Source organism: Sorangium sp. So ce1504, assembly GCF_051521635.1.
Lineage (GTDB): Bacteria > Myxococcota_A > Polyangia > Polyangiales > Polyangiaceae > Sorangium > Sorangium cellulosum_B.
Map to the genome: position 1 here is coordinate 13,140,839 of NZ_CP150365.1, position 18,706 is coordinate 13,159,544.

Here is an 18,706-nt window from a genome sequence, read left to right on the forward strand (position 1 = left end):
TTCGTCCCTGGATTCAGTCCGGAGCGCTCACTTGATGTTGAAGTCGATGTTCATCGGCTTGCCCTTGCGGTTGATGCTCACCGTGAGCCGGTCCGCCGTCCGGAGCCGCGCGTAGGCCTCGAGGGCCTTCTGCGGATCGCTCATCTCAAACCCGTTGATGCTGGACAGCCGATCTCCGTTCTCCAGCCCGAGCGTCCCCAGCAGAGAGTCCGGGCGAATCCCGAAGAGACGGATGCCCACCACCTTGTCTCCCTCCTTCTCGGGGACGATACGCGCGGAGCGCATCAGCTCGCCCTGGTTCTCCAGGATGTGGTCGACGGCGCTGCGCTCCACGTTGAACTCGTTCTCGCTCACGCGCTGGATCTTCGCGGCGAGCTCCGGCGGGATCTTCTTGCCGCCGCGGGCGGCGGGCTTCGACGCCGCGCTCGTCGACGGCGTCGCGGGCGCCGGCGACGGCGTCGCGCTGGCGCGGGCGACGGCGTGGTTGCTGCCCACGATGGCCTGGCACCGCGAGCTGCCGGACGTCAGCCAGACCCGATCCCACCCCACGTAGTAAACGGTCTGCCCGCTGATCTCATCCCCTTGCCGGCGCAAGATCGCCTTGCCGTCCGAGCCGGCCATGGCCGCGAACGACCACGCGGGATCGTCGGCCTGCGTGATGAGGAGGACGCGGGCGCCGTCGCAGGAGGGGTCCGCGTACGGGTCCTTGTTGGGCAGCTCGTGCGGGGCGCTCGGGATCTCGACCGGCTTGCCGTCGAGCGGCCCCGTCACCGAGTCGAACGGGTTGCGCGAGAGGATCGCCGCGGCGCTCGTCGCGTGGTCGGTGCTGCTCGCGGTCGACCCGAACGACGCCGGGCGCGTCGGAGGGCTGGGCGGCGCCGGCGGGGCGTCGATCGCGACGCTGGAGACCACCAGCTGACCCATGCCCGACGCCTGGAAATAGGCGGCGAGCGCGATCAGCGCGCCCAGCACCCAGGGGAAATACCGCTTCAGGATCGCGTCGATGCCCATGCGCCCATCCTCCTCTAGGCGAGTTTCATGCCAGCGGTCAATCGCCGGTGGTTCGCCGCGTCTTCTCGGAAATTCGGAAGCTGTCCCGCCAAGGTGACGCACCCCAGCCGCGTCGGACGGCCTTCGTTGCCAAAGTGACAAATGGATTTTCGCGGGGTGCCGGCGCACGGGTGCGCGCCGTGTCCGCAAGACGGCGCGCGCGGCGTCACTCCAGCTCGCCGAGCTTTCGGTAGATGGTGCGCGTGGAGATGCCGAGCAACTGCGCGGCCACGGATTTGTCCCCGCGGGCGTGGCGGAGCGTCTCGCGGATGAGCCTGCGCTCGACCTCGTCGAGGGGCGTGCCGACCGAGAAGGTGAGCGAGCTCGGCTCGGCGGGGGCGGCCTCGCGGATGAAGTCGGGCAGGTCGTCGACGGAGAGCTGGTCGCCGCGGCAGAGGACCACGGCGCGCTCGATCACGTTCTCGAGCTCGCGCACGTTGCCCGGCCACGTGTAGTCGGTCAGGCGCGCGAGCACGTCGCGCGGCGCCTCCAGGCGGGGGCGGTTGTTCTTCGTGCAGTAGATGCCGAGGAAGTGGTCGACGAGGAGCGGGATGTCCTCGCGGCGGGTCCGGAGCGGGGGCGCCGTGATCGCGATCACGTTGAGCCGGTAGAACAGGTCCTCGCGGAAGCGGCCGGCGGCGACCTCGGCGCGGAGGTCCTTGTTGGTGGCCGCGACCACGCGTACGTCGGCGCGCACCGTGTCGCCGCCGACGGGCTCGTACTCGCCCTCCTGCAGCACGCGGAGGAGCTTCACCTGCACGGCGGGCGAGAGCTCGCCGATCTCGTCGAGGAACAGCGTGCCGCCGGCCGCCTTGGCGAAGCGGCCGTCGCGCTTCGCGAGGGCGCCGGTGAACGCGCCGCGCTCGTGGCCGAAGAGCTCGGCCTCGAGGATGGTCTCCGGGATGGCCGCGCAGTTGACCGCGACGAACGGCCCTCGCGATCGCGCGCTGCGCTCGTGGATGAAGCGCGCGAGCAGCTCCTTGCCGGTGCCGCTCTCGCCGAGCACGAGCACCGTGGCGCTCGAGGGCGCCGCCTGGGTCGCGATGTCGAGCACGCGGCGGAGCGTCGGGCTCGATCCGACGATCTCGCGCTTCGTGAGCAGCTTGATCTCCTGCCGGAGCGAGCGGTTCTCGGCGACGAGCGACTGGCGCTCGGCCGCCTTGCGCACGCTCTTGATGATCGTCATCCGCTTGAGCGGCTTCTCCACGAAGTCGTAGGCGCCCTCGCGCATGGCCTGGACCGCGGTCTCGACGGTCCCGTAGGCGGTCATCATCACGACCTCGGTGTCGGGCGCGAGCTGCTTCAGCGCGCGGAGCAGCTCGAGGCCGCTGACGCCCGGCATCATCAGGTCGGTCAGGACGACCTCGACGCGGCGGCTGCGCACGATCTCCAGCGCCGCCTTCGCGCTGTCCGCCGTGATGACGCGCATGCCGTCGCGCTGGAAGATCTTCTCGATGGAGGCGACGTTCGACGGCTCGTCATCGACCACGAGGACCGTCGGCGCGCCGGGCGGCGGCGCGACGGGGCCAGCGGGCGGCGCGCTCGGGGGGACCTGTGCCAGATCGTCAGCCATGCGCCACTGTGTCACAGGCGTCGGCGGCATGTCCAGGAGAGCACGGGTCTGACAACGTCCGAGCCGGCGCCTGACAAACTGACACGCCGACCTGGTCCCGCGCGCTGCCCGCGAAGATCGCGGGCTCCGTCAGCGGATGAGCTTCGACAGCTGCTTGAAGTCGTCCGTCCCGGCGATCCTGAGCCAGTCGAAGACGACGGTCTCCGCGGTGGTGATGGTGGCGCCTGCGGCGCGGCAGAGATCGAGGCCGGCGAGCCGGTGGTCGTCGCGGCGGGAGGCGACGCCGTCGAGCGGGACCTGGACGAGGACGCCGCGCGCGGCGAGGTCGCGCACGGTCTGGAAGACGCAGACGTGCGCCTCCACGCCGACGACGATGGCGGCGCGGGGCGCGCGCCCGGTCGACGTGCGCAAGGCGCGCTCGAACTCGGGGGAGCCGCAGGCGGAGAACTCCATCTTGGGGATGACGGGCGCGCCCGCCTGGGCGAGCCGCTCGGCGATGGGCGCGACGGTCGGGCCGAGGCCTGCGGGGTACTGCTCGGTGGCGATGACCGCCGCGCCGAGCCGCCGCGCCGCCTCGATCAGCACCGTGGCCGCGCGGGTCAGCGCGTCCATCTGGGGCGCCGGCATCGCGCCGGCGAGCTTCTCCTGGACGTCGATGACGATGACCGCGCTGTCTGCGGGCTCGATCCTTTGCATGGTGGCTACCTCGTGGCCCGGAAGCTCCTCAGGAACCGGAGCAGGTCGCTCCGCAGGTCGAAGCGGAGGAGCGCCTCGCCGATCAGGGCGCCGCCGTCTCCGACGAGGACGCCGGGCAGGACGGTCATCGACGTCATGAGATCGCCGGGGCGCACGGTCTTCCGGCCGGCGAACGCGCAGCGGCGGCCGTCGTTGGCGGTGAACTCGAAGGAGTAGGGCAGGGTGCCGGTGCGCGCGACGTCGAGGCCGAGCCGCCCGGAGAGGTAGCGGTGGTCGGCGAAGCCCTCGGCGTCGATCTCGCCCTCGATCTCGACCTCGGGCTTGCGCAGGAAGGCGAGGAGGCCGCGCGAGCGCGCGCGGATCGTGAACGACATGGGCCGCTCGTCGGAGGGCGAGTCGACCAGGTGGAAGCTCCCGGCCATGGTCTCGCAGAACTCGAAGCCGCGCATCACGCCTCCGCCCATCACGCCTGCGGGGGCGCGCCCCGGGGAGGCGCCGGCAGCGGCGGGGCGGCCGTCGCCTCCGTGAAGTCCTCGGGCGGGAGCACGAGCCGCTCGACGCGGCGGCCGGAGGCGAGGGCGTCGACGATCTCCGGGACGTCGGCGGGGGTCACGCGGCCGTAGAAGTAGCCGTCCGGCTCCACGGCGATGACGGGGCCCGCCCAGCAGACGTCGAGGCAGCTCGCGGAGCAGGCGCGCGCCTCGACCTTCGCGAGGCCCCGCTCGGCGAGCGCGGCTTTGAGCTGCACGTGGATGCCCTCGGCGCCGCGCTGAGCGCAGGAGCCCTTGGGAACGCCGTCGGGGCGGCGGTTGACGCAGACGAAGAGGTAGCGCTTTCGCTGGGGCACGAGGCGGATCCTCGTGCGTCGCGGGGGCCAGGTCAAGCTGGGGAGAGGTAGGGCGGGATGCGCCGGGGGCGCGCGTCGAGCTTCGCCAGGGGGCGGGTCGGCGGCCGGACGGGCGCACAGATGCTGTGCGCGAGGCATTCTTGGGCCCGGTGGCGTACCGTACTCGGAGGTTGTCGACGATCTTGGCGGTTCAGACTTCTTCGGAACCCCATTCGTAAAGGTTATCGAGACTGCGTTCTGACACGAGGCTACTGTGTCACACCCCAGGGGTTTTCATGGCTACAGGTGATTATAGCCTCATTCCAATGGTAGCAAGCTACCTTGGTTTGAGCCCAGTTTCAGCGCAGTGGAGAGGAATCGATGCGGTCCTCCCGATCCTGGAGCGCATGCGCAGCGACGGGGCGATCGTCCTCATAAAGCTTGATGGTGGTAGAGGTCCGTCCGATAACGGCCCGTATACTGTCCTTGCTTCCGGTGGGCCTCTCAAGGGCGACTTTGTTCGTGCGGAGGTGTCATCGATTGAGCACGGTGTCGCAAAGGTGGTCGTGGAGTATGCGAGAAGGTGCTGGGGGTTCGTTGAACCCTCGTAACCTGCTCGGGGCGTGAACGCCGGGCGGCTCCTCGCCTCAGGCCCCGGCTTCTGCGGCGGTGCGCGCGCGGTGCCGGCGCCGCGCGAGGTTCACGATCCCGATCGGCGCCACGAAGAGCACGGTCGCGAACCCGAGGACGCCGACCACCATCCCCGCGAGGCTCGCGAGCGCGAGCCAGAGCACGTCGAGCGCCGCCGGGCTGGAACCGGACGAAGAGCGCTCATCGACGCGCATCTCCCTGCGCAGCTCGCCGACCTCTCGATCGAGCAGCGCCTCGAACGGCCGGCCATACAGGCTCTCGCTGCGGCGGCCGCGGAAGAACGCGCGAATCGTCCGGCGCGGGGCCGAGAGCAGCCCCGCGAAGAGGCCGCCCAGGTTGAGCTGCCAGGCCGCCACGAAGCCCTTGCAGCCGGCGCCGAGCTCCCAGGCCGCGATCTCGAACTCGCCGATCGCGTTCGTGTCGTAGCCCGTCAGCACGTGGTGCAGGTCGTGGTAACGCACGGCGCGCACGCGCGCCCGGGTGTTCGGGAACGGGACGGGGAGCGGACCGAGCTTGAAATCGACCCACGCGTCGCCGTACCCGCCGTCCGCGCCGAAGCGGTTCACCTCGAAGTAGAGCGCCCGCGCCTCCCGCATCGTGAGGCCTTCGTCGTAATGCACCAGAGCCATGGCACCACCCTCGTTCGATGACTTCAGTCACTGACCATGGTCATTCTTCGCGCTCGTTCTGTCAAGGAGATCTCCGCTTGACGTGGGAGCATCCGCGGCAACAGATTGCCCGGTCGATGAGCAAGGTCATTCCAGACGCGACGAAACGCCGGAAGCGAGCCGCGGCGCCGCGAGCTCCGGTCGCGCCGGCGCCGGTCGCGTCCGCGCCGATCGCTTCGGCGCCCGAGCGCGGCGGGCGCGCCCAGCAGAAGCTCGACACCCGCCGGCGGATCCGGGACGCCGCGTGGGCGCTCTTCACCGAGCTCGGGTACGACGGCACGACGACCAAGGCGGTGGCGGAGCGCGCGGAGGTCGCGACGGGGACGGTGTTCGTGCACGCGCGCGACAAGCCCGACCTGCTCATGATGGTGATGCACGACCGGCTCGCGGCCGCTGTCGACGCGGCGTTCGAGGCGCTGCCGCGCAAAGAGCCCCTGCTCGCTCAGCTGCTCCACGTGTTCCAGCGGCTGTTCGCGATGTACGGCGAACAGCCGCTCGTCTCGCAGGCGTTCGTGAAGGCCTTCCCCGGCGCGTCGGGCCCGAACGGAGAGCGGCTGAACGCGCTCACGTTCGCGTTCCTTCACCGCATCGCGGGCCTCGTGCGCGACGCACAGGCGCGCGGCGAGGTCGCGGGCGACATCGACCCGCTCGCCGCGGCGCACAACGTGTTCGCCCTCTACTTCGCGGCGCTCCTGTCCTGGCTCAGCGGCTTCGTGACGCTCGGCGCCGCGCTGGATCCTGTGCTGAAGAGCTCCCTCGCCCTCCAGTTCCGAGGGCTCCGGGCGTGAGGCGCCGGCGCTCCAACGTCGGCGCGCGTCAGCGCGCGCCCTGCCGGGGATCGCCGGCGCGGAGCGCGGCGAGCACCTCGGCGTGGACGCGCGGGTCGCCGGCGGCCACCACGTCACCGGCGCTCGCGGCGTCGAGCGGGCGCCCTTCCCAGTCCGTCATGACCCCGCCGGCGCCGGTGATCACCGGGACGAGCGCCGCGAAATCGTGGAGCTTGAGGCCGTACTCGACGACCACATCGATGCTGCCGCTCGCCACGAGGCCATACTGGTAACAATCGCCGCCGTAGCTCACGAGCTTGGCCCGGGACGCGACCTCCCCGAAGGCGCGGGTCTTCGCCGGCGGGAAGTACTGCGGGCCCGTGGTGGAGAGGCGCGCGAGCGAAAGCCCCGCGCACGCGCGGACGCGCGCCGGCGCGCCGTTCCAGAGCGTCTGCCGGCCCAGGACGCCGAGCCAGCGATCGCCGAGGACGGGCTGGTCGATGACGCCGAGCACCGGCCGGCCCCGGTGCAGCAGCGCGATGAGCGTGCCGAAGAGCGGCTTGCCCGTGATGAACGCCTTCGTCCCGTCGATGGGATCGAGCACCCACACGAGCTCCGCCCCCTCGTTCTGGCGGCCGAACTCCTCTCCCACGATCCCGTGGCCCGGCGCGCGCGCGGCGAGGAGCTCGCGTATCGCCGCCTCGGCCTCGCGGTCGGCGATCGTGACAGGGCTCGCGTCCGCCTTGTCGTCGGCCTCGATGCCCTTGCGGAAATAGCGCCGGATCACGGCGCCGCTGGCGTCCGCGAGCCGCTCTGCCAGCTCGACCAGGTCCTGGGAAGGGGTCATCGTCTCCTCCGTGGGCCCTCGACGCGAGCCTCACGGCGCGATCCCCTACGCGCGCCGCCCGCTCACGGCAACCATCTCGCCTCGCAGCGCCCCGGAGCGAGCTCCGCATCAGGCCGCATGAGGTCGCGTCGCCCCCGGGGCGCTCGACGACAGGCTCGCTCGGAGCCGAGGCGCTGCTCGAGGTGAGGTCGAGCCAGGGAGAGATGAGCGCGGCGCACCGCGCCTGCGCGCCGCGGTCGCGCAGCGCGAGCTGCGTGACGAGCGCGAGGTTGCCGCCGGCGGAGTCGCCGGCGAGCGCGATCTCCCACGGCGCATGGCCGCGCTCGACCAGCGCATCGAAGGCGGCGAGCGCGTCCTCGAGCTGCGCGGGGTAGCGGTGCTCCGGCGCGTGGCGGGCATCGTAGCGGACGCCTCCCGCGATCGCGGCGTCCTGTGCCCGCGCCGGTCCGAGCGCCGCGCCGTCGCTCCTCTCGGCGAGGCGCGCGTTGCGGCGCGCGTCAGCGCTTCTTCCGCGGATCGCCCCGGAGGATCGGGTACGCCATCAGCAGGCTGAACCAGACCACCAGGAACTTCGGGTCGGTCAGCGTCTCGAACGGGATCTCGAAGCGCTCGTTCGCGGTCGCGGCCTCCGCCTTGCGCTGCTGCGCTTGCGCCACCGCGGGGCTCACGACCTCGATTCGCCTCGCGCCGCTCGCGCCGCTCGCGACGCCAGTGCCGCCGGTCGCGGGCATCTTCGGCAGCAGGGTACCCTCGGCGATCGCCTTCTCCTCGGGCGTCCGCTCCGTCCTGAGATCCGGGTCGATGAGCACCACCGCCGGCTCGAGCCGCTCGGGGTGCTCGGCGCCGCCCGGCTCCGCGGTCGCGACCCGCGCGTCCTCCTCCGGTCGATCCACCGGGACGAAGCGCGGCGCGACCTCGCCCGGCTTCCGATCGCGGAGCTCGACGGTCACCTGGGTCGGGATATACAGGCGCCGCGCCTCCTCGATCGGGACCACGGTCTCCTTAACGGAGGCCGGCGGCCCGCCCGCGAGCTCGGGCACCTTCGCGCGCGCCGCGTCGATCGCCGCCTGCTCCGCGGCCATCGCGGCCTTGCAGCTCGGAAGGGACGGATCGAAGTCGAGGCCGACGGCGCTGGCGCCCCCCTTCCTCCGCTCCTGGGGCGGCGTGCACTCCTCGTGGATGCGCTCCGCGACTTCGTCATCCTCCCGGTGCAGGAGCCCGAGCGGGAGCTCCTTGCGATCGTCGATGCCGTTCGCGACCTCCGGCCGGGCCACGAAGCGGTACCGAACGCGGAGCGCGAGGGTGCGGTGCCCCGCGGCGTCGACGACGGTCACGGCCTCCTTGGCGAAGTTGTCCGTGGTCGCGCCCTGGACCTCGCGCCGGCTCACCATCACCCGGGATTTCCGCAGCCCCGTGAACACCGATCGCGTCTGCGTCCGCACGCGCTCGAGGATCTTGAAATCGCTCGTCCCGGTCGGGACGTAGACATAGCCGTCGAACTGGAGCACAGCGGGCGGACGCTTCACGTCCCGATCAACCGTCTTTCCCCGATCGCCGCACCCCGCGAGCGCCAGCACCCCGGCCAGCACGCCGATTGCCGGGAGAACACGGAGGACTGCACGGAGAAGTGCTACCACAACAGATCTCCACGACGGCGAGGGTGCAACGCCGGTGAATCTAGCTCCGGCGACCTGATGAAGAAACCCTTACCCACCGGAAAAGCCGGGCAGGGATGCGGGGATCGCGCACAGCGACCTGAACGTGACGACCCGGCGCGCAGATCCCGACCTCGACGCAGGCGTTGGCCCGCGGCCTGGTGAGCCCCTTACCTCGGCCGGGGGGCGCCGCGGCAGTGAGGCGTCGAGCTGGCCGCGGAGCGCGCTCGGAGCGAGGCGACACACCGCGGCGCGTCTTGGGGACGCCCCGCGGCGCGCCGGGGGATTGCCCTTTCGAAAATCGGATCCATTTGGTCGCCGACATGAACACGGAAAGCCCGAACCCCGAAACCAGCGGTTCCACGCCCTCTGCCGAGCCTTCGGGTGCGGCCCCGGGCCCGGAGACGCCCGCGTCGACCCCGTCCGAGGAGGCCAAGGCCGCCGGCGCGGTCGAGCTCCCCTTCCAGGCCGAGGTGCAGCAGGTCCTCGCGCTGGTCATCAACTCGCTCTACGCAAACCAGGAGGTCTTCCTCCGCGAGCTCATCTCGAACGCGTCGGACGCGCTCGACAAGGCCCGCTTCCTGGCCCTCACGCGCGAAGGCGTCGCTGAACAAGCCGGCGAGCCCGCGATCCTCATCACGCTCGACGACGCCGCCCACACCCTCACCATCGAGGACAACGGCATCGGGATGACCCGGGACGAGGTGGTGCAGAACCTCGGCACCATCGCCCGCTCTGGGTCGCTGGAATTCCTGAAGGCCAACGCTGAGGCCGCCAAGCAGAAGAAGGACGGCGGCAAGCTCCAGCTCATCGGCCAGTTCGGCGTCGGCTTCTACGCCGCGTTCATGGTCGCCTCGCGCGTCGACGTGCAGACCCGCTCGATGCTGCCGGGCGCGGAGCCCGTCCTGTGGCGCTCGTCCGGCGCGGGCTCCTTCACCGTGGCCCCCGGCGATCGCGAGCACCCGGGCACGAAGATCGTCCTCCACCTCAAGGACGACGCGCGCGAGTACACGAAGGTGTGGCGGATCAAGGAGATCATCCGCAAGTACTCGGATTTCGTTCATTTCCCCATCAAGGTGAACGACGAGGTCGCGAACCGCTCGGCCGCGCTCTGGACGCTGCCCAAGTCGCAGATCACCGAGGAGCAGCACGCGGAGTTCTTCCGGCACGTGACCGGCGGCTACGAGGGGGAGAAGCCGCTGCTCACCGTGCACCTGTCGATCGACGCGCCCGTGCAGTTCCACGCCCTGCTCTACGTGCCCGAGAAGGCGCCGGCGGACATGTTCCACAAGGACCGCAGGGGCGTGCGCCTCTACGCGAAGCGGGTCCTCATCGTCGAGGACTGCGACAAGCTGACGCCGATGTACCTGCGCTTCCTGCGCGGCGTCGTCGACTCCGAGGACCTCTCGCTGAACGTCTCTCGCGAGATGCTCCAGGAGAACCGCACGCTCTCCCAGATCGAGCAGCAGATCGTCAAGCAGGTGCTCAAGTCGCTCAAGGACCTCTCCGAGTCGGAGCCCGAGCGCTATGCGGCTTTCTGGAAGGAGTTCGGCCGGGTCATCAAGGAGGGGGTCACCAACGACTGGAAGAACAAGGACGCGATCGCCGAGCTCTGCCGGTTCGAGTCGATGAACACGGAGGCCGGCAAGGTCATCTCGCTCCGCGACTACGTGGCGAAGATGCCGGAGGCGCAGAAGGAGATCTATTACGTGACGGGGCTCGGCCGCCACGCGGTCGAGCAGAGCCCGCACCTCGAGGCGTTCCGGAAGCGCGGCTACGACGTGCTGTTCCTCGTGGATCCGGTCGACGAGTGGTTCGTGCAGTCGCTGAACGAGTTCGACAAGCGCCGCCTCAAGAGCGTGATGCACGGCGATGTCGACCTCGGCGCCGAACCGGAGAAGAAGGACGAGCCGGAGGCGTCGGTGGACGCGGCCGTGGCGGCGGTCAAGGCGGCGCTGGGCGACCGGGTGAAGGACGTGCGCGTCTCGCGGCGCCTGACCGACAGCGCGAGCTGCCTCGTCGCCGCCGAGGGCGATCCAGGGGCGAACTTCGAGCGGATCATGAAGCTCATCGACCAGAATACCGGGGAATCCAAGCGGATCCTGGAGCTCAACCCGGGCCACCCGGTGGTGAAGAACCTCAATATCCTGGCGGGGCGCGAGGCCGGCTCGGAGCGGGTGAAGCAGTGGTCCGAGCTCCTCCTCGACCAGGCCCTCCTCGTCGAGGGCGTGGTCCAGGAGCCGGCGAAGCTCGTCCGGCGCATCCAGGATCTGCTCGCGCAGGTCAGCTCCGCCGCCGTCAGCCAGCCCTGACGAGCCGCGGTTTCTTGGCCGGGGTCGAGCGTCGGTGATAGGCGCGGGACGAGGTCGCCAGGATGTCCCGAATCGCAACACCGGCGCTCGGCCGCCGGGCCTTTCTCCGAGCGCTCGGCGCGGCGGGCGGCGCCCTGGCCGCGCCGGGGCTCTGGGCGCCGGCGCCGGCGCTCGCCAGGGCGGCCTCCAGGGTGAGGGCCGTCGAGGCGTCGGACATCGGCGTGACGCTGAAGATCGAGCTGTCGAACGCGCCGTTTCCCTGCGACGGGGCTCCCTACCAGGACGCCACGGCGATGGTCTTCGTGCCGGCCCATTACCGCGCGCCGGAGAGCGATGAGCTCGACCTCGTGATCCACTTCCACGGCCACGTCACGACCGCGGAGCGGGCCATCGCGGCGCACAAGCTCCGCGAGCAGCTCCACGAGAGCAAGCAGAACGCGGTGCTCGTGGTGCCGCAGTGCGCGGTGAACGCGGCGGAGTCGCCCCCGGGCAAGCTGGGGCAGAAGGGCGGCCTCCGGCGGCTGTGCGGCGAGCTCGCGTCGGTGCTCGCGAGCCCCTCGGCGCGGCGGGCGCTCGGCGATCGCGCCATCCCGCGGCAGGCGAGGCTCGGGACGCTCTGCCTGTCGGCGCACTCGGGCGGATACCGCGTCGCGGCCGCGTGCCTGCGCCACGGCGGCTGCGAGGTGAACGAGGTGTACCTGTTCGACGCGCTGTACGGCGAGGTCGACGCGTTCCGCGACTGGGTGCTCGAGCGGAAGGGCCGAACGGGGCGGGACAGGCACAAGCTCATCAGCCACTTCGTCGCCGGCGACGTGCGGCGGCTCAACCTCGAGCTGGAGCGTGCGCTCGAGGCGCAGGGCGTCGCCTGCCTTCACGAGCGGCGCCCGGGCGAGCTCACGCGCAAGCAGCTCCTGGACGGCCGCGCCATCTTCATCCAGGTCCCGCTCGCGCACAGCGCGGTGACCTTCGAGCAGAACGCGTTCCGCGACTGCCTGTTCGCGTCAGGCCTCCGCCGGCAGCTCCGATCCAGCTGGTTCAAGAAGAAGGACGAGCCGCGCCGGATCGACGTGCGGCGCGGGTCCTGACGTCGTCCCGCCGCCGCGGCGCCGCGTGGGGGGCGCCGGCCGGTCGTGGCGGCGCGCGTCAGTGCCGGAGCGAGACGTCGGCCAGCGCGAGGCGCGCGTCGTTGATGTACGCGCTGTCCGGGAAGCGGCGGATGAACGACCGCAACGTCGTCTTCGCGTCGTTCCAGGCCTGGATGTCGAGGAGGCACTCGGCGAGGAGGAAGGTCGCGTCATCCATGACCTCCCGATCGGGCGACGCCTCGGAGAGCGTCATGAGCAGCGGAATCGCGTCGCGCTGCCGGTTCAGCCTGCGGTAGGCGCGCGCCAGGTTGAGGCGGGCCGACGGGGTGTGCGACGCCGTCTCCTTCTGCCGGATGGCGTCCTCGAAGGCGACCGCGGCCTCGTGCCAGCGGCCCGTCCGCATGTGATCGAGGCCCGTCTGGTACGATTTGATCGAGAGCTCCGAGCGCGACTTGTCGACCGAGTCCGAGAAGAACGCGAGCTCGGCGCGGGTGAGCGGCGCCTTGCGCAGCGCCTCGAAGCCCTCGATCACCTCCTGTCGCCGCTCGGCACGGATGAGCTCGTAGAACGCCGCGGCGTCGCTCTCGGCCTTGGCGCGCGCGTCGCTCCGCTGCTGCATCTCCTTGAGATCGGCCTCATGCTTCGCGATGCGGTCGCGCGCGCCCTTGGTCTCGGCCTGGACGGCGTCCACGCGTGCGTCCCAGGCGAGCTTGACCACGCCGATCACCACGATCACGAAGAGCAGGTTCGCGCTCGCGCTGTTCCAGAAGGCGCGCCGCTCGTACGCCATCTGGCGCTTGGAGATGCTCTTCAGATCCGCGGCGAGGGCGTTCGTGAGGTTGTTCGTCTTGATGATGAGCCCACGGGATTCCACGATCTCACGCTTGATCTCCCTGAGCTCGTCGTCGAAGTCGTGCATTTTCAGGTCCTGAAACCGTGCCCTGTGCAGGAGGCTGTGCTCGTGCTAAGGGGGCCGCGAACGCGGACCCCCGACCCGTGGAAGGGGGCCGCGAACGCGGACCCCCGACCTGTAGACGGAGGCCGCGTTCGCGGACCCCCGACCCGTGGAAGGGGCCGCGTTCGCGGACCCCCGAGCCGCGCCAGGGTGCCGCGGACGCGGATCCCCGGCCTCGCCGACAGGCCGCCCTTACGCTACCAGGAAGCTCTCCCCATGGACACAAGCGACATCCGAAAAGGCCTCAAGTTTATGGTCGACGGCCAGCCCTACTCGGTCATCGACTTCCAGTTCGTCAAGCCGGGAAAGGGGCAGGCGTTCACCCGCGTCAAGATCCGGAACATGGCGACGGGCGCGGTGCTCGAGCGCACGTACAAATCGGGCGAGAAGCTGGAGCCGGCGGACGTGGAGGAGCGCAGCCTCCAGTACATCTATCCGGAGGGCACCGACTTCGTGTTCATGGACGCGGCGACCGGCGAGCAGCTCACGGTCCCCGGCGACAAGATCGGCGATGACTCCAAGTGGCTGAGCGACGGGATGTCGATCGACGTGACCCTGTTCAACGGGCTACCGATCGGCGTCAGCATGCCCCCGCACGTGGTGCTCCAGATCGTGAGCAGCGAGCCGGGCGTCAAGGGCGACACGGCGAGCGGCGCCACCAAGCCCGCCACGGTGTCGACCGGCGCGACCGTCAACGTCCCGCTCTTCGTGAAGGAGGGCGAGTGGATCAAGATCGACACGACCGACGGCAAGTACCTGGAGCGCGTCAACAAGGGCTGAGCCCCTGCTGACCCTCGGCTGACGCTCGGCTGACCCTCCGGGGGCGGGGCGCGCCCACGGGCCGCCGGGGGTCACTTCGCCTCGAAGATCACGGCGGCCGCGCCGGCGACGCACGCGACGCGGGTTCCTCCGTTGGCCGGCGCGCACGCCGTCTCCTGCGCGAGGTCGCCGCCCGTCCAGAGGCGCGCGGCGCCGCCCGCGGTCGCCACGAGGAGCCCGCCGGCGGCGGGGATCGCCAGCGTGGCGCCGTCCGGCGACCGCGCCGCGCCCTGAGGCGCGGGCGTCGTGAGCGGGAACGACAGCGCGGACGAGGCCGGCGCGGCCGCCCGCAGGTCGATCGAGATCAGCGCGGCGCCGAGGGCGATGTCGAAGCCGCGCTCGGACGCGGCGAGCGGAACGAACGGCAGGCGCTCCGTCCCGGCGCAGCGCTCGGGCGCGGCCGCGCCGGGCCGGGAGCGAGGCCCCTGGCCGCGGAGCAGCGGGAGCGGGACCTGCATCTCGCCGACGGCATCGGGCGAGCTGCGGAAGAGCGCGAGCAAGGTGGGCGCGTCGCAGCGCCGCTCGACGGCGACGAGCTCCGCGGGCCCGGCGTGGACGGCGGCGGGCCAGGGAGGGATGTCCGTCGCGGACTCGGTGGACGTGGCCGGGTCGACGCGGACGACGCCCTGCGCGGTCCTGACGAGCAGGGCGCCGCTCGCCTCGAACGCGAGCGGGCCGAAGGCGCCGGTCCTGGTCGGCTGCGGGGCAGCGGCGGTGCGGTACACGGCGGCGGCGGTCGCCGGCGGCGCGAGCTTCGCGAGGAGCTTGCCGTCCTCCTTGGTGCGCGCCTCGGCGCCGCCCCGGTCGAGCGCCGCGATGGCCGCGATCGGCGCGCCCCGCGTGGACGCCGCCACCGCCTCCGCGTGGTCGATGGCGGCCGCGAGCCGCGGCTCGCCGCAGCGCACCGGGCCAGGGCCCGTCCAGACGAGGGCCTCGCCGGCGCGCGCGGCGTCGCGGCCGGTGGTCGCTCCGGCGCCGCTTTCGGCGTCGGCGCAGAGGGCGGCGTGGAACCGGCGCAGCCGCTGGGCGGAGGCGGCCACGGCCGGCGCCGTCGACTTGCCGCGCGCGTCCCGGAGCAGGGAGGCGGCGAGGGCGCGCAGCGCCTCGCCGGGCTGGGCCGCGTCGCGCGAGAGGCCGGCGGGGCGATCCAGGAAGACGAGCGGGGCGCGGACCTCGGACGCTGGGCCCGCCGGGGCAGGGAACGGGCGCAGGGCGCCGGCGAGGCCGACCGAGACGATGAGGTCGTCGCGGCCGTCCGCGTCGCGGTCGGCGACCTCGAGGGAGGCGGAGAGCGCTTCCTCCGCAGGCGGCGCGCGGAGGCGGAGCTCCAGGGCGAGCTCCGGCGGCGCGCCCGCGCCCGCGGCGGGCCCGGGGAGGCGGATCACGGCGATCCAGCGCGTGGGGCCCGTACCCGCGGCGCCGCGGTGAGCGCCGCCGCACTGCGGGGCGAAATCGAAGGCGAGCGCGGAGGGCCCGATCTGGCTGAGGCCGACGCGCGGAGTGCACCCCTGCGCGTCGAGATCGCCGGGGAGCGCGGCGAGCGTGCGCAGCGCCTGCGGCCGCGCGGCGGGCGCGAGCAGGAGCTCGCCGCGCAGGCCGTCGGGCGACCGCGCCCAGGCGACGAGATCGCGCGCGCCGTCCCCGTCGACGTCGAGGAGGAGCCCGGTCTCGAACGTGCGTCCGGTCGGCGCCGCGGCCACGGGGCCGCCCTCGAGGGGCCATCGCTTGCCGCCTTCTGGCGCCGGGACGCTCGGCACGACCGCGAACCGAGGCGCGGCGGCGTCCGGAGCGCCGGCGTCGGCCTCGGGGCCGGCGGTCGCCGCGCCAGGGCCGACGCCGCTCAGCGGGGGCGGGGAGCCGGAGGGCGCCGCCGAGCCGAGCGTGTAGGGCGTGTAGGGCCTGGAGCTCGGGCAGCCATCGCAGCCGGCGGCGGCGAGGAGCGGGAGCAGGGCACGGAGGAGCTTCGAGCAGGATCGATCGGGCATCGCGGGCGGACCCGGCGGCGCACCGGTGTGCGGCGGGCGGCGCAGGAGTAGCACGGGCGGCGGGCGGGCGTCGTGGGGCCGGCGCGCCATCCAACCGCCCGCGCGCCGGATGGCGCCGGTGCGCCTTTCGGCGTAGCTTGATCGAGCGTAGATGAGCGGGCCGAAGCCTCCCAGGGCCGTCGAAGGCGAAGACTATTACCTCGAGGGAGGCCGGGTGGTTTTTACAGAGGCGTATCACCTGAAACGGGGATACTGCTGTAATTCCAAGTGCCGCCACTGCCCTTACCGGGAGAAGGCGCCGGCAGAGTCGATCACCGTCGCGCTGCCTCGGCTGAAGCTCCCCTGATCCCGGTGCAGCGGTCGAGCCTCCGCGGCGGATCGCGGCGAGCGGCGCCATGCAACGCGCCGCTGTGACGGTATCGCAGAAGCTGCTGCGCACGCGCGCGCCGGCGTTCCGCGGTGGCCGCGGGCGGCAATCCGTCTGCGGTTGATGACGGGCGGAGAGCCCCGGCGCACCATGGAATGTCGGTTGATCCGGATTGCGTGGAGCGTCTAGGATTTCGCGCCCACATTCGCGCGGGAGCTCCTATGCGTCGCAGTCTTCACCCTCTGCTCTGCTGCCTCTTGCTCTCCGTGCCGATCGGCTGCGACGCCACGTCGGCGAACAGGCCGCCGCCCGACGAGACGCCGGCGGGGCTGCCGAGCGTCGACACGGATGGCGATGGGATCAGCGATGCGGAGGAGGGGCGCGGCGATGCGGTCGATACGGATCGCGACGGTCAGCCGGATTTCGAGGACACCGACTCCGATGGCGACGGGCTGTCCGACAAGCTCGAGGGCGCTCCCTTCCCAGGCGAAGCGGAGCCGCGTGACAGCGACGGCGACGGGGTGCCTGATTACCGCGACGAGGACTCCGACAACAATGGGCTACCCGACGAGGACGACGGCGACAGCGACCGCGACCGCGATGGAACCGCCGATTATGTGGATCTCGACGATGACGGCGACGGCCTCCTGGATGTTGTCGAGCTCGGGTCGGACCCGCTCGATCCGGTGAACACCGACGGCGACAGCTGGCCTGATTTCCGTGACAGGGACTCCGACGACGACGACATCCTGGATCGGTTCGAGAGAGAGTTCGACGCCGACGGCGACGGGATCCCGGCGTTTCGAGATCTCGACTCGGACGGTGACTGCCGGCCCGATTCGATCGAGCGCGGCGACGGCGAGCCCGAGCAGCCGCCCAGCGACAGCGACAAGGACGGCGGGGGCGATTTCCTCGACCTGGACAGCGACAACGACAGCCTGCTCGACGAGCTCGAGGACCTCAATTGCGACGGCGTGCTCGACCCGGGCGAGTCCAGCACCGCGAGCGAGGACACGGACGAGGACGGCGTGAACGATCTCATCGAGCAGGCCGCCGGCACGGACCCGAACGACGACCTGGACAACCCGCGGGCCAGCGGGGATTTCGTGTTCATCGTGCCTTATCAGAGCCGCCCGGATCCCGCGCAGGACACGCTGGATTTCTCGACCAACATCTCGCAGGCCGACGTGGTGTTCGCGATGGATACCACCGCGACCATGGGCGGCCAGATCACTCATCTGAAGGGCGCGCTCCAGGAGATGATCGATCAGCTCGCCGAGGAGATCCCGAACATCGGCATCGGGGTGACTCAGTACAAGGACTTCCCGATCGACTCCTACGGGGGCCCCAAAGACCAGCCGTTCTACCTGGAGCACCGGGTGATGAGCGTCCTCACGCCGGCAGGGCGCGAGTCGGTGCAGGACGCGGTGAACTACCTCAAGGCCGAGGCCGGCGGCGATATCCCGGAGAGCGGCTGGGAGGCTCTTTATCAGATCGCCACCGGGGCGGGCACGAACGAGGGCGGCGCCGACGTGCCCATGTTCAATCCGCTGAGCGCTCCGCCGGGCATGACCCCGGCGGGCGAGACGGTCGGGACCATCGGTGGCGTGGGCTTCCGCTTCGGCTCGCTGCCCATCGTGGTGATGATCACCGACACGCCGAGCCACAACGGGACGTTCGTGCAGCACAACTACGCCAGGTCCAGGGTGGAGTCGCCGACCCATTCGGAGGCGCTGCAGGCGGTGACGGGCGTGGGAGGCCGGCTCATCGGCATGGTCGCCTCCAGCTCTGTCGAGGCGCAAGCCGACCTGACGGCCGGCGCGGTGGCGACGGGCTCGGTGGTCCCGCCGGCGGCGTGGGGACCGGAGGGCATGCGCCCGCCGCGGTGCGCGGTGGGACAGTGCTGCGTCGGCGAGAACGGGAGCGGCGTGACGATCGAGAGCGGCAAATGCCCGCTCGTGTTCCGGGTCGCCAGCAGCGGCGACGGGCTGAACCTGGCCGTCGTGCAGGCGATCAAGGTGCTCACGACCTATGTCACGCTCGACATCTCGGCGGCGGCGGTGGCGGACGAGACCGACGCGGTCGACGCCGCGAGCGCGTTCATCGACAGGATCATCGCGAACAACAGCGCTCCTGAGCCCTGCACCACCGGCTTCAGGGTCATCGACAAGAACGTCGATGGCGTCGCGGATACCTATACCAACGTGTTCCCCGGGCCCACGGTCTGCTTCGACGTGATTCCGAAGACCAACGTCTCGGTGCCTCCGACGACGGAGCCGCAGGTGTTCACGGCGAACATCGTCGTCACCGGCGACGGCGTGACCACGCTCAGCACCCGCAAGGTCTTCTTCCTCGTCCCGCCGGAGATCCCGGTGCCCCCCATCGACTGATGAGCATCCGGCGCTCGCGGCTCCCTGGAGGCCCGGCGAGGCCTGTTTCACGCGGCACGT

The 18,706-nt window shown here is 71.4% G+C and carries 16 protein-coding genes and 1 pseudogene; 6 read left to right on the top strand and 11 right to left on the bottom strand.

All coding sequences use genetic code 11. The features are described 5' to 3' along the window. Window positions 1-27 precede the first annotated feature (27 nt). The 6 genes from gspC to WMF39_RS49625 all read right to left on the bottom strand — a co-directional run bounded on the left by gspC (window position 28) and on the right by WMF39_RS49625 (window position 5,425). Entirely contained in the window at window positions 28-1,011 is a 984-nt protein-coding gene (gene gspC, locus WMF39_RS49600) for a type II secretion system protein GspC (RefSeq protein WP_437743418.1), read from the bottom strand. Between the two features lie 205 nt (window positions 1,012-1,216). Then, window positions 1,217-2,623, bottom strand: coding sequence for a sigma-54-dependent transcriptional regulator (locus WMF39_RS49605; protein ID WP_437743419.1), 1,407 nt, complete (start codon window positions 2,621-2,623; stop codon window positions 1,217-1,219). Window positions 2,624-2,752: 129 nt separating this feature from the next. Then, entirely contained in the window at window positions 2,753-3,319 is a 567-nt protein-coding gene (locus WMF39_RS49610) for an isochorismatase family protein (protein WP_437743420.1), read from the bottom strand. Window positions 3,320-3,324: 5 nt separating this feature from the next. Beyond that, complete coding sequence (locus tag WMF39_RS49615; protein WP_437714683.1) at window positions 3,325-3,768, bottom strand: hypothetical protein; 444 nt, start codon at window positions 3,766-3,768, stop codon at window positions 3,325-3,327. 14 nt (window positions 3,769-3,782) lie between these two features. Further along, window positions 3,783-4,166, bottom strand: a complete 384-nt coding sequence (locus WMF39_RS49620) for a (2Fe-2S) ferredoxin domain-containing protein (protein ID WP_012241833.1) — start codon at window positions 4,164-4,166, stop codon at window positions 3,783-3,785. A gap of 626 nt (window positions 4,167-4,792) precedes the next feature. Continuing rightward, on the bottom strand, window positions 4,793-5,425 hold the full coding sequence (locus WMF39_RS49625; protein ID WP_437743421.1) for a hypothetical protein: 633 nt from the start codon (window positions 5,423-5,425) through the stop codon (window positions 4,793-4,795). A gap of 116 nt (window positions 5,426-5,541) precedes the next feature. Between WMF39_RS49625 and WMF39_RS49630 the strand changes: the two genes are divergently transcribed. Beyond that, window positions 5,542-6,252: a TetR/AcrR family transcriptional regulator gene (locus tag WMF39_RS49630; RefSeq protein ID WP_437743422.1), complete on the top strand. Its 711-nt coding sequence runs from the start codon at window positions 5,542-5,544 to the stop codon at window positions 6,250-6,252. A 28-nt stretch (window positions 6,253-6,280) separates the two neighbouring features. Here the strand turns inward: WMF39_RS49630 and hisN are convergent, their stop codons facing one another. From hisN to WMF39_RS49645, 3 genes and pseudogenes are all read right to left on the bottom strand, one after another. Further along, a complete protein-coding gene (gene hisN, locus WMF39_RS49635; RefSeq protein WP_437743423.1) occupies window positions 6,281-7,078 on the bottom strand; it encodes a histidinol-phosphatase in 798 nt (265 codons plus the stop codon). Window positions 7,079-7,250: 172 nt separating this feature from the next. Then, window positions 7,251-7,595, bottom strand: a pseudogene (locus WMF39_RS49640) (alpha/beta hydrolase fold domain-containing protein); the annotation flags it as partial. Continuing rightward, window positions 7,576-8,604, bottom strand: a complete 1,029-nt coding sequence (locus WMF39_RS49645) for a hypothetical protein (RefSeq protein ID WP_437743424.1) — start codon at window positions 8,602-8,604, stop codon at window positions 7,576-7,578. The gene WMF39_RS49645 and the pseudogene WMF39_RS49640, both read right to left, overlap by 20 nt. 452 nt (window positions 8,605-9,056) lie before the next feature. Here WMF39_RS49645 and htpG point away from each other — a divergent pair, with 452 nt between their 5' ends. Both htpG and WMF39_RS49655 read left to right on the top strand, forming a co-directional pair. Further along, entirely contained in the window at window positions 9,057-11,045 is a 1,989-nt protein-coding gene (htpG, locus tag WMF39_RS49650; protein ID WP_437743425.1) for a molecular chaperone HtpG, read from the top strand. A 62-nt stretch (window positions 11,046-11,107) separates the two neighbouring features. After that, complete coding sequence (locus WMF39_RS49655; protein ID WP_437743426.1) at window positions 11,108-12,130, top strand: hypothetical protein; 1,023 nt, start codon at window positions 11,108-11,110, stop codon at window positions 12,128-12,130. 58 nt (window positions 12,131-12,188) lie between these two features. Here WMF39_RS49655 and WMF39_RS49660 read toward each other — a convergent pair whose 3' ends face one another. After that, the gene (locus WMF39_RS49660) at window positions 12,189-13,049 is read right to left on the bottom strand and encodes a tetratricopeptide repeat protein (RefSeq protein WP_012241841.1); all 861 of its coding nucleotides are present in this window, start codon (window positions 13,047-13,049) and stop codon (window positions 12,189-12,191) included. A gap of 252 nt (window positions 13,050-13,301) precedes the next feature. Between WMF39_RS49660 and efp the strand changes: the two genes are divergently transcribed. Next, a complete protein-coding gene (efp, locus tag WMF39_RS49665) occupies window positions 13,302-13,865 on the top strand; it encodes an elongation factor P (RefSeq protein WP_437296963.1) in 564 nt (187 codons plus the stop codon). A 71-nt stretch (window positions 13,866-13,936) separates the two neighbouring features. Here the strand turns inward: efp and WMF39_RS49670 are convergent, their stop codons facing one another. Then, window positions 13,937-15,889 carry a hypothetical protein gene (locus WMF39_RS49670; protein WP_437743427.1) on the bottom strand — a complete coding sequence of 651 codons (1,953 nt, stop codon included), beginning with the start codon at window positions 15,887-15,889 and terminating at the stop codon, window positions 13,937-13,939. Between the two features lie 151 nt (window positions 15,890-16,040). On the opposite strand from WMF39_RS49670, the gene WMF39_RS49675 reads away from it, so the two are divergent. Both WMF39_RS49675 and WMF39_RS49680 read left to right on the top strand, forming a co-directional pair. Continuing rightward, on the top strand, window positions 16,041-16,235 hold the full coding sequence (locus tag WMF39_RS49675; protein ID WP_437530338.1) for a DUF5522 domain-containing protein: 195 nt from the start codon (window positions 16,041-16,043) through the stop codon (window positions 16,233-16,235). Window positions 16,236-16,477: 242 nt separating this feature from the next. Continuing rightward, complete coding sequence (locus tag WMF39_RS49680; RefSeq protein WP_437743428.1) at window positions 16,478-18,646, top strand: VWA domain-containing protein; 2,169 nt, start codon at window positions 16,478-16,480, stop codon at window positions 18,644-18,646. The last annotated feature ends 60 nt before the right edge of the window (window positions 18,647-18,706 follow it).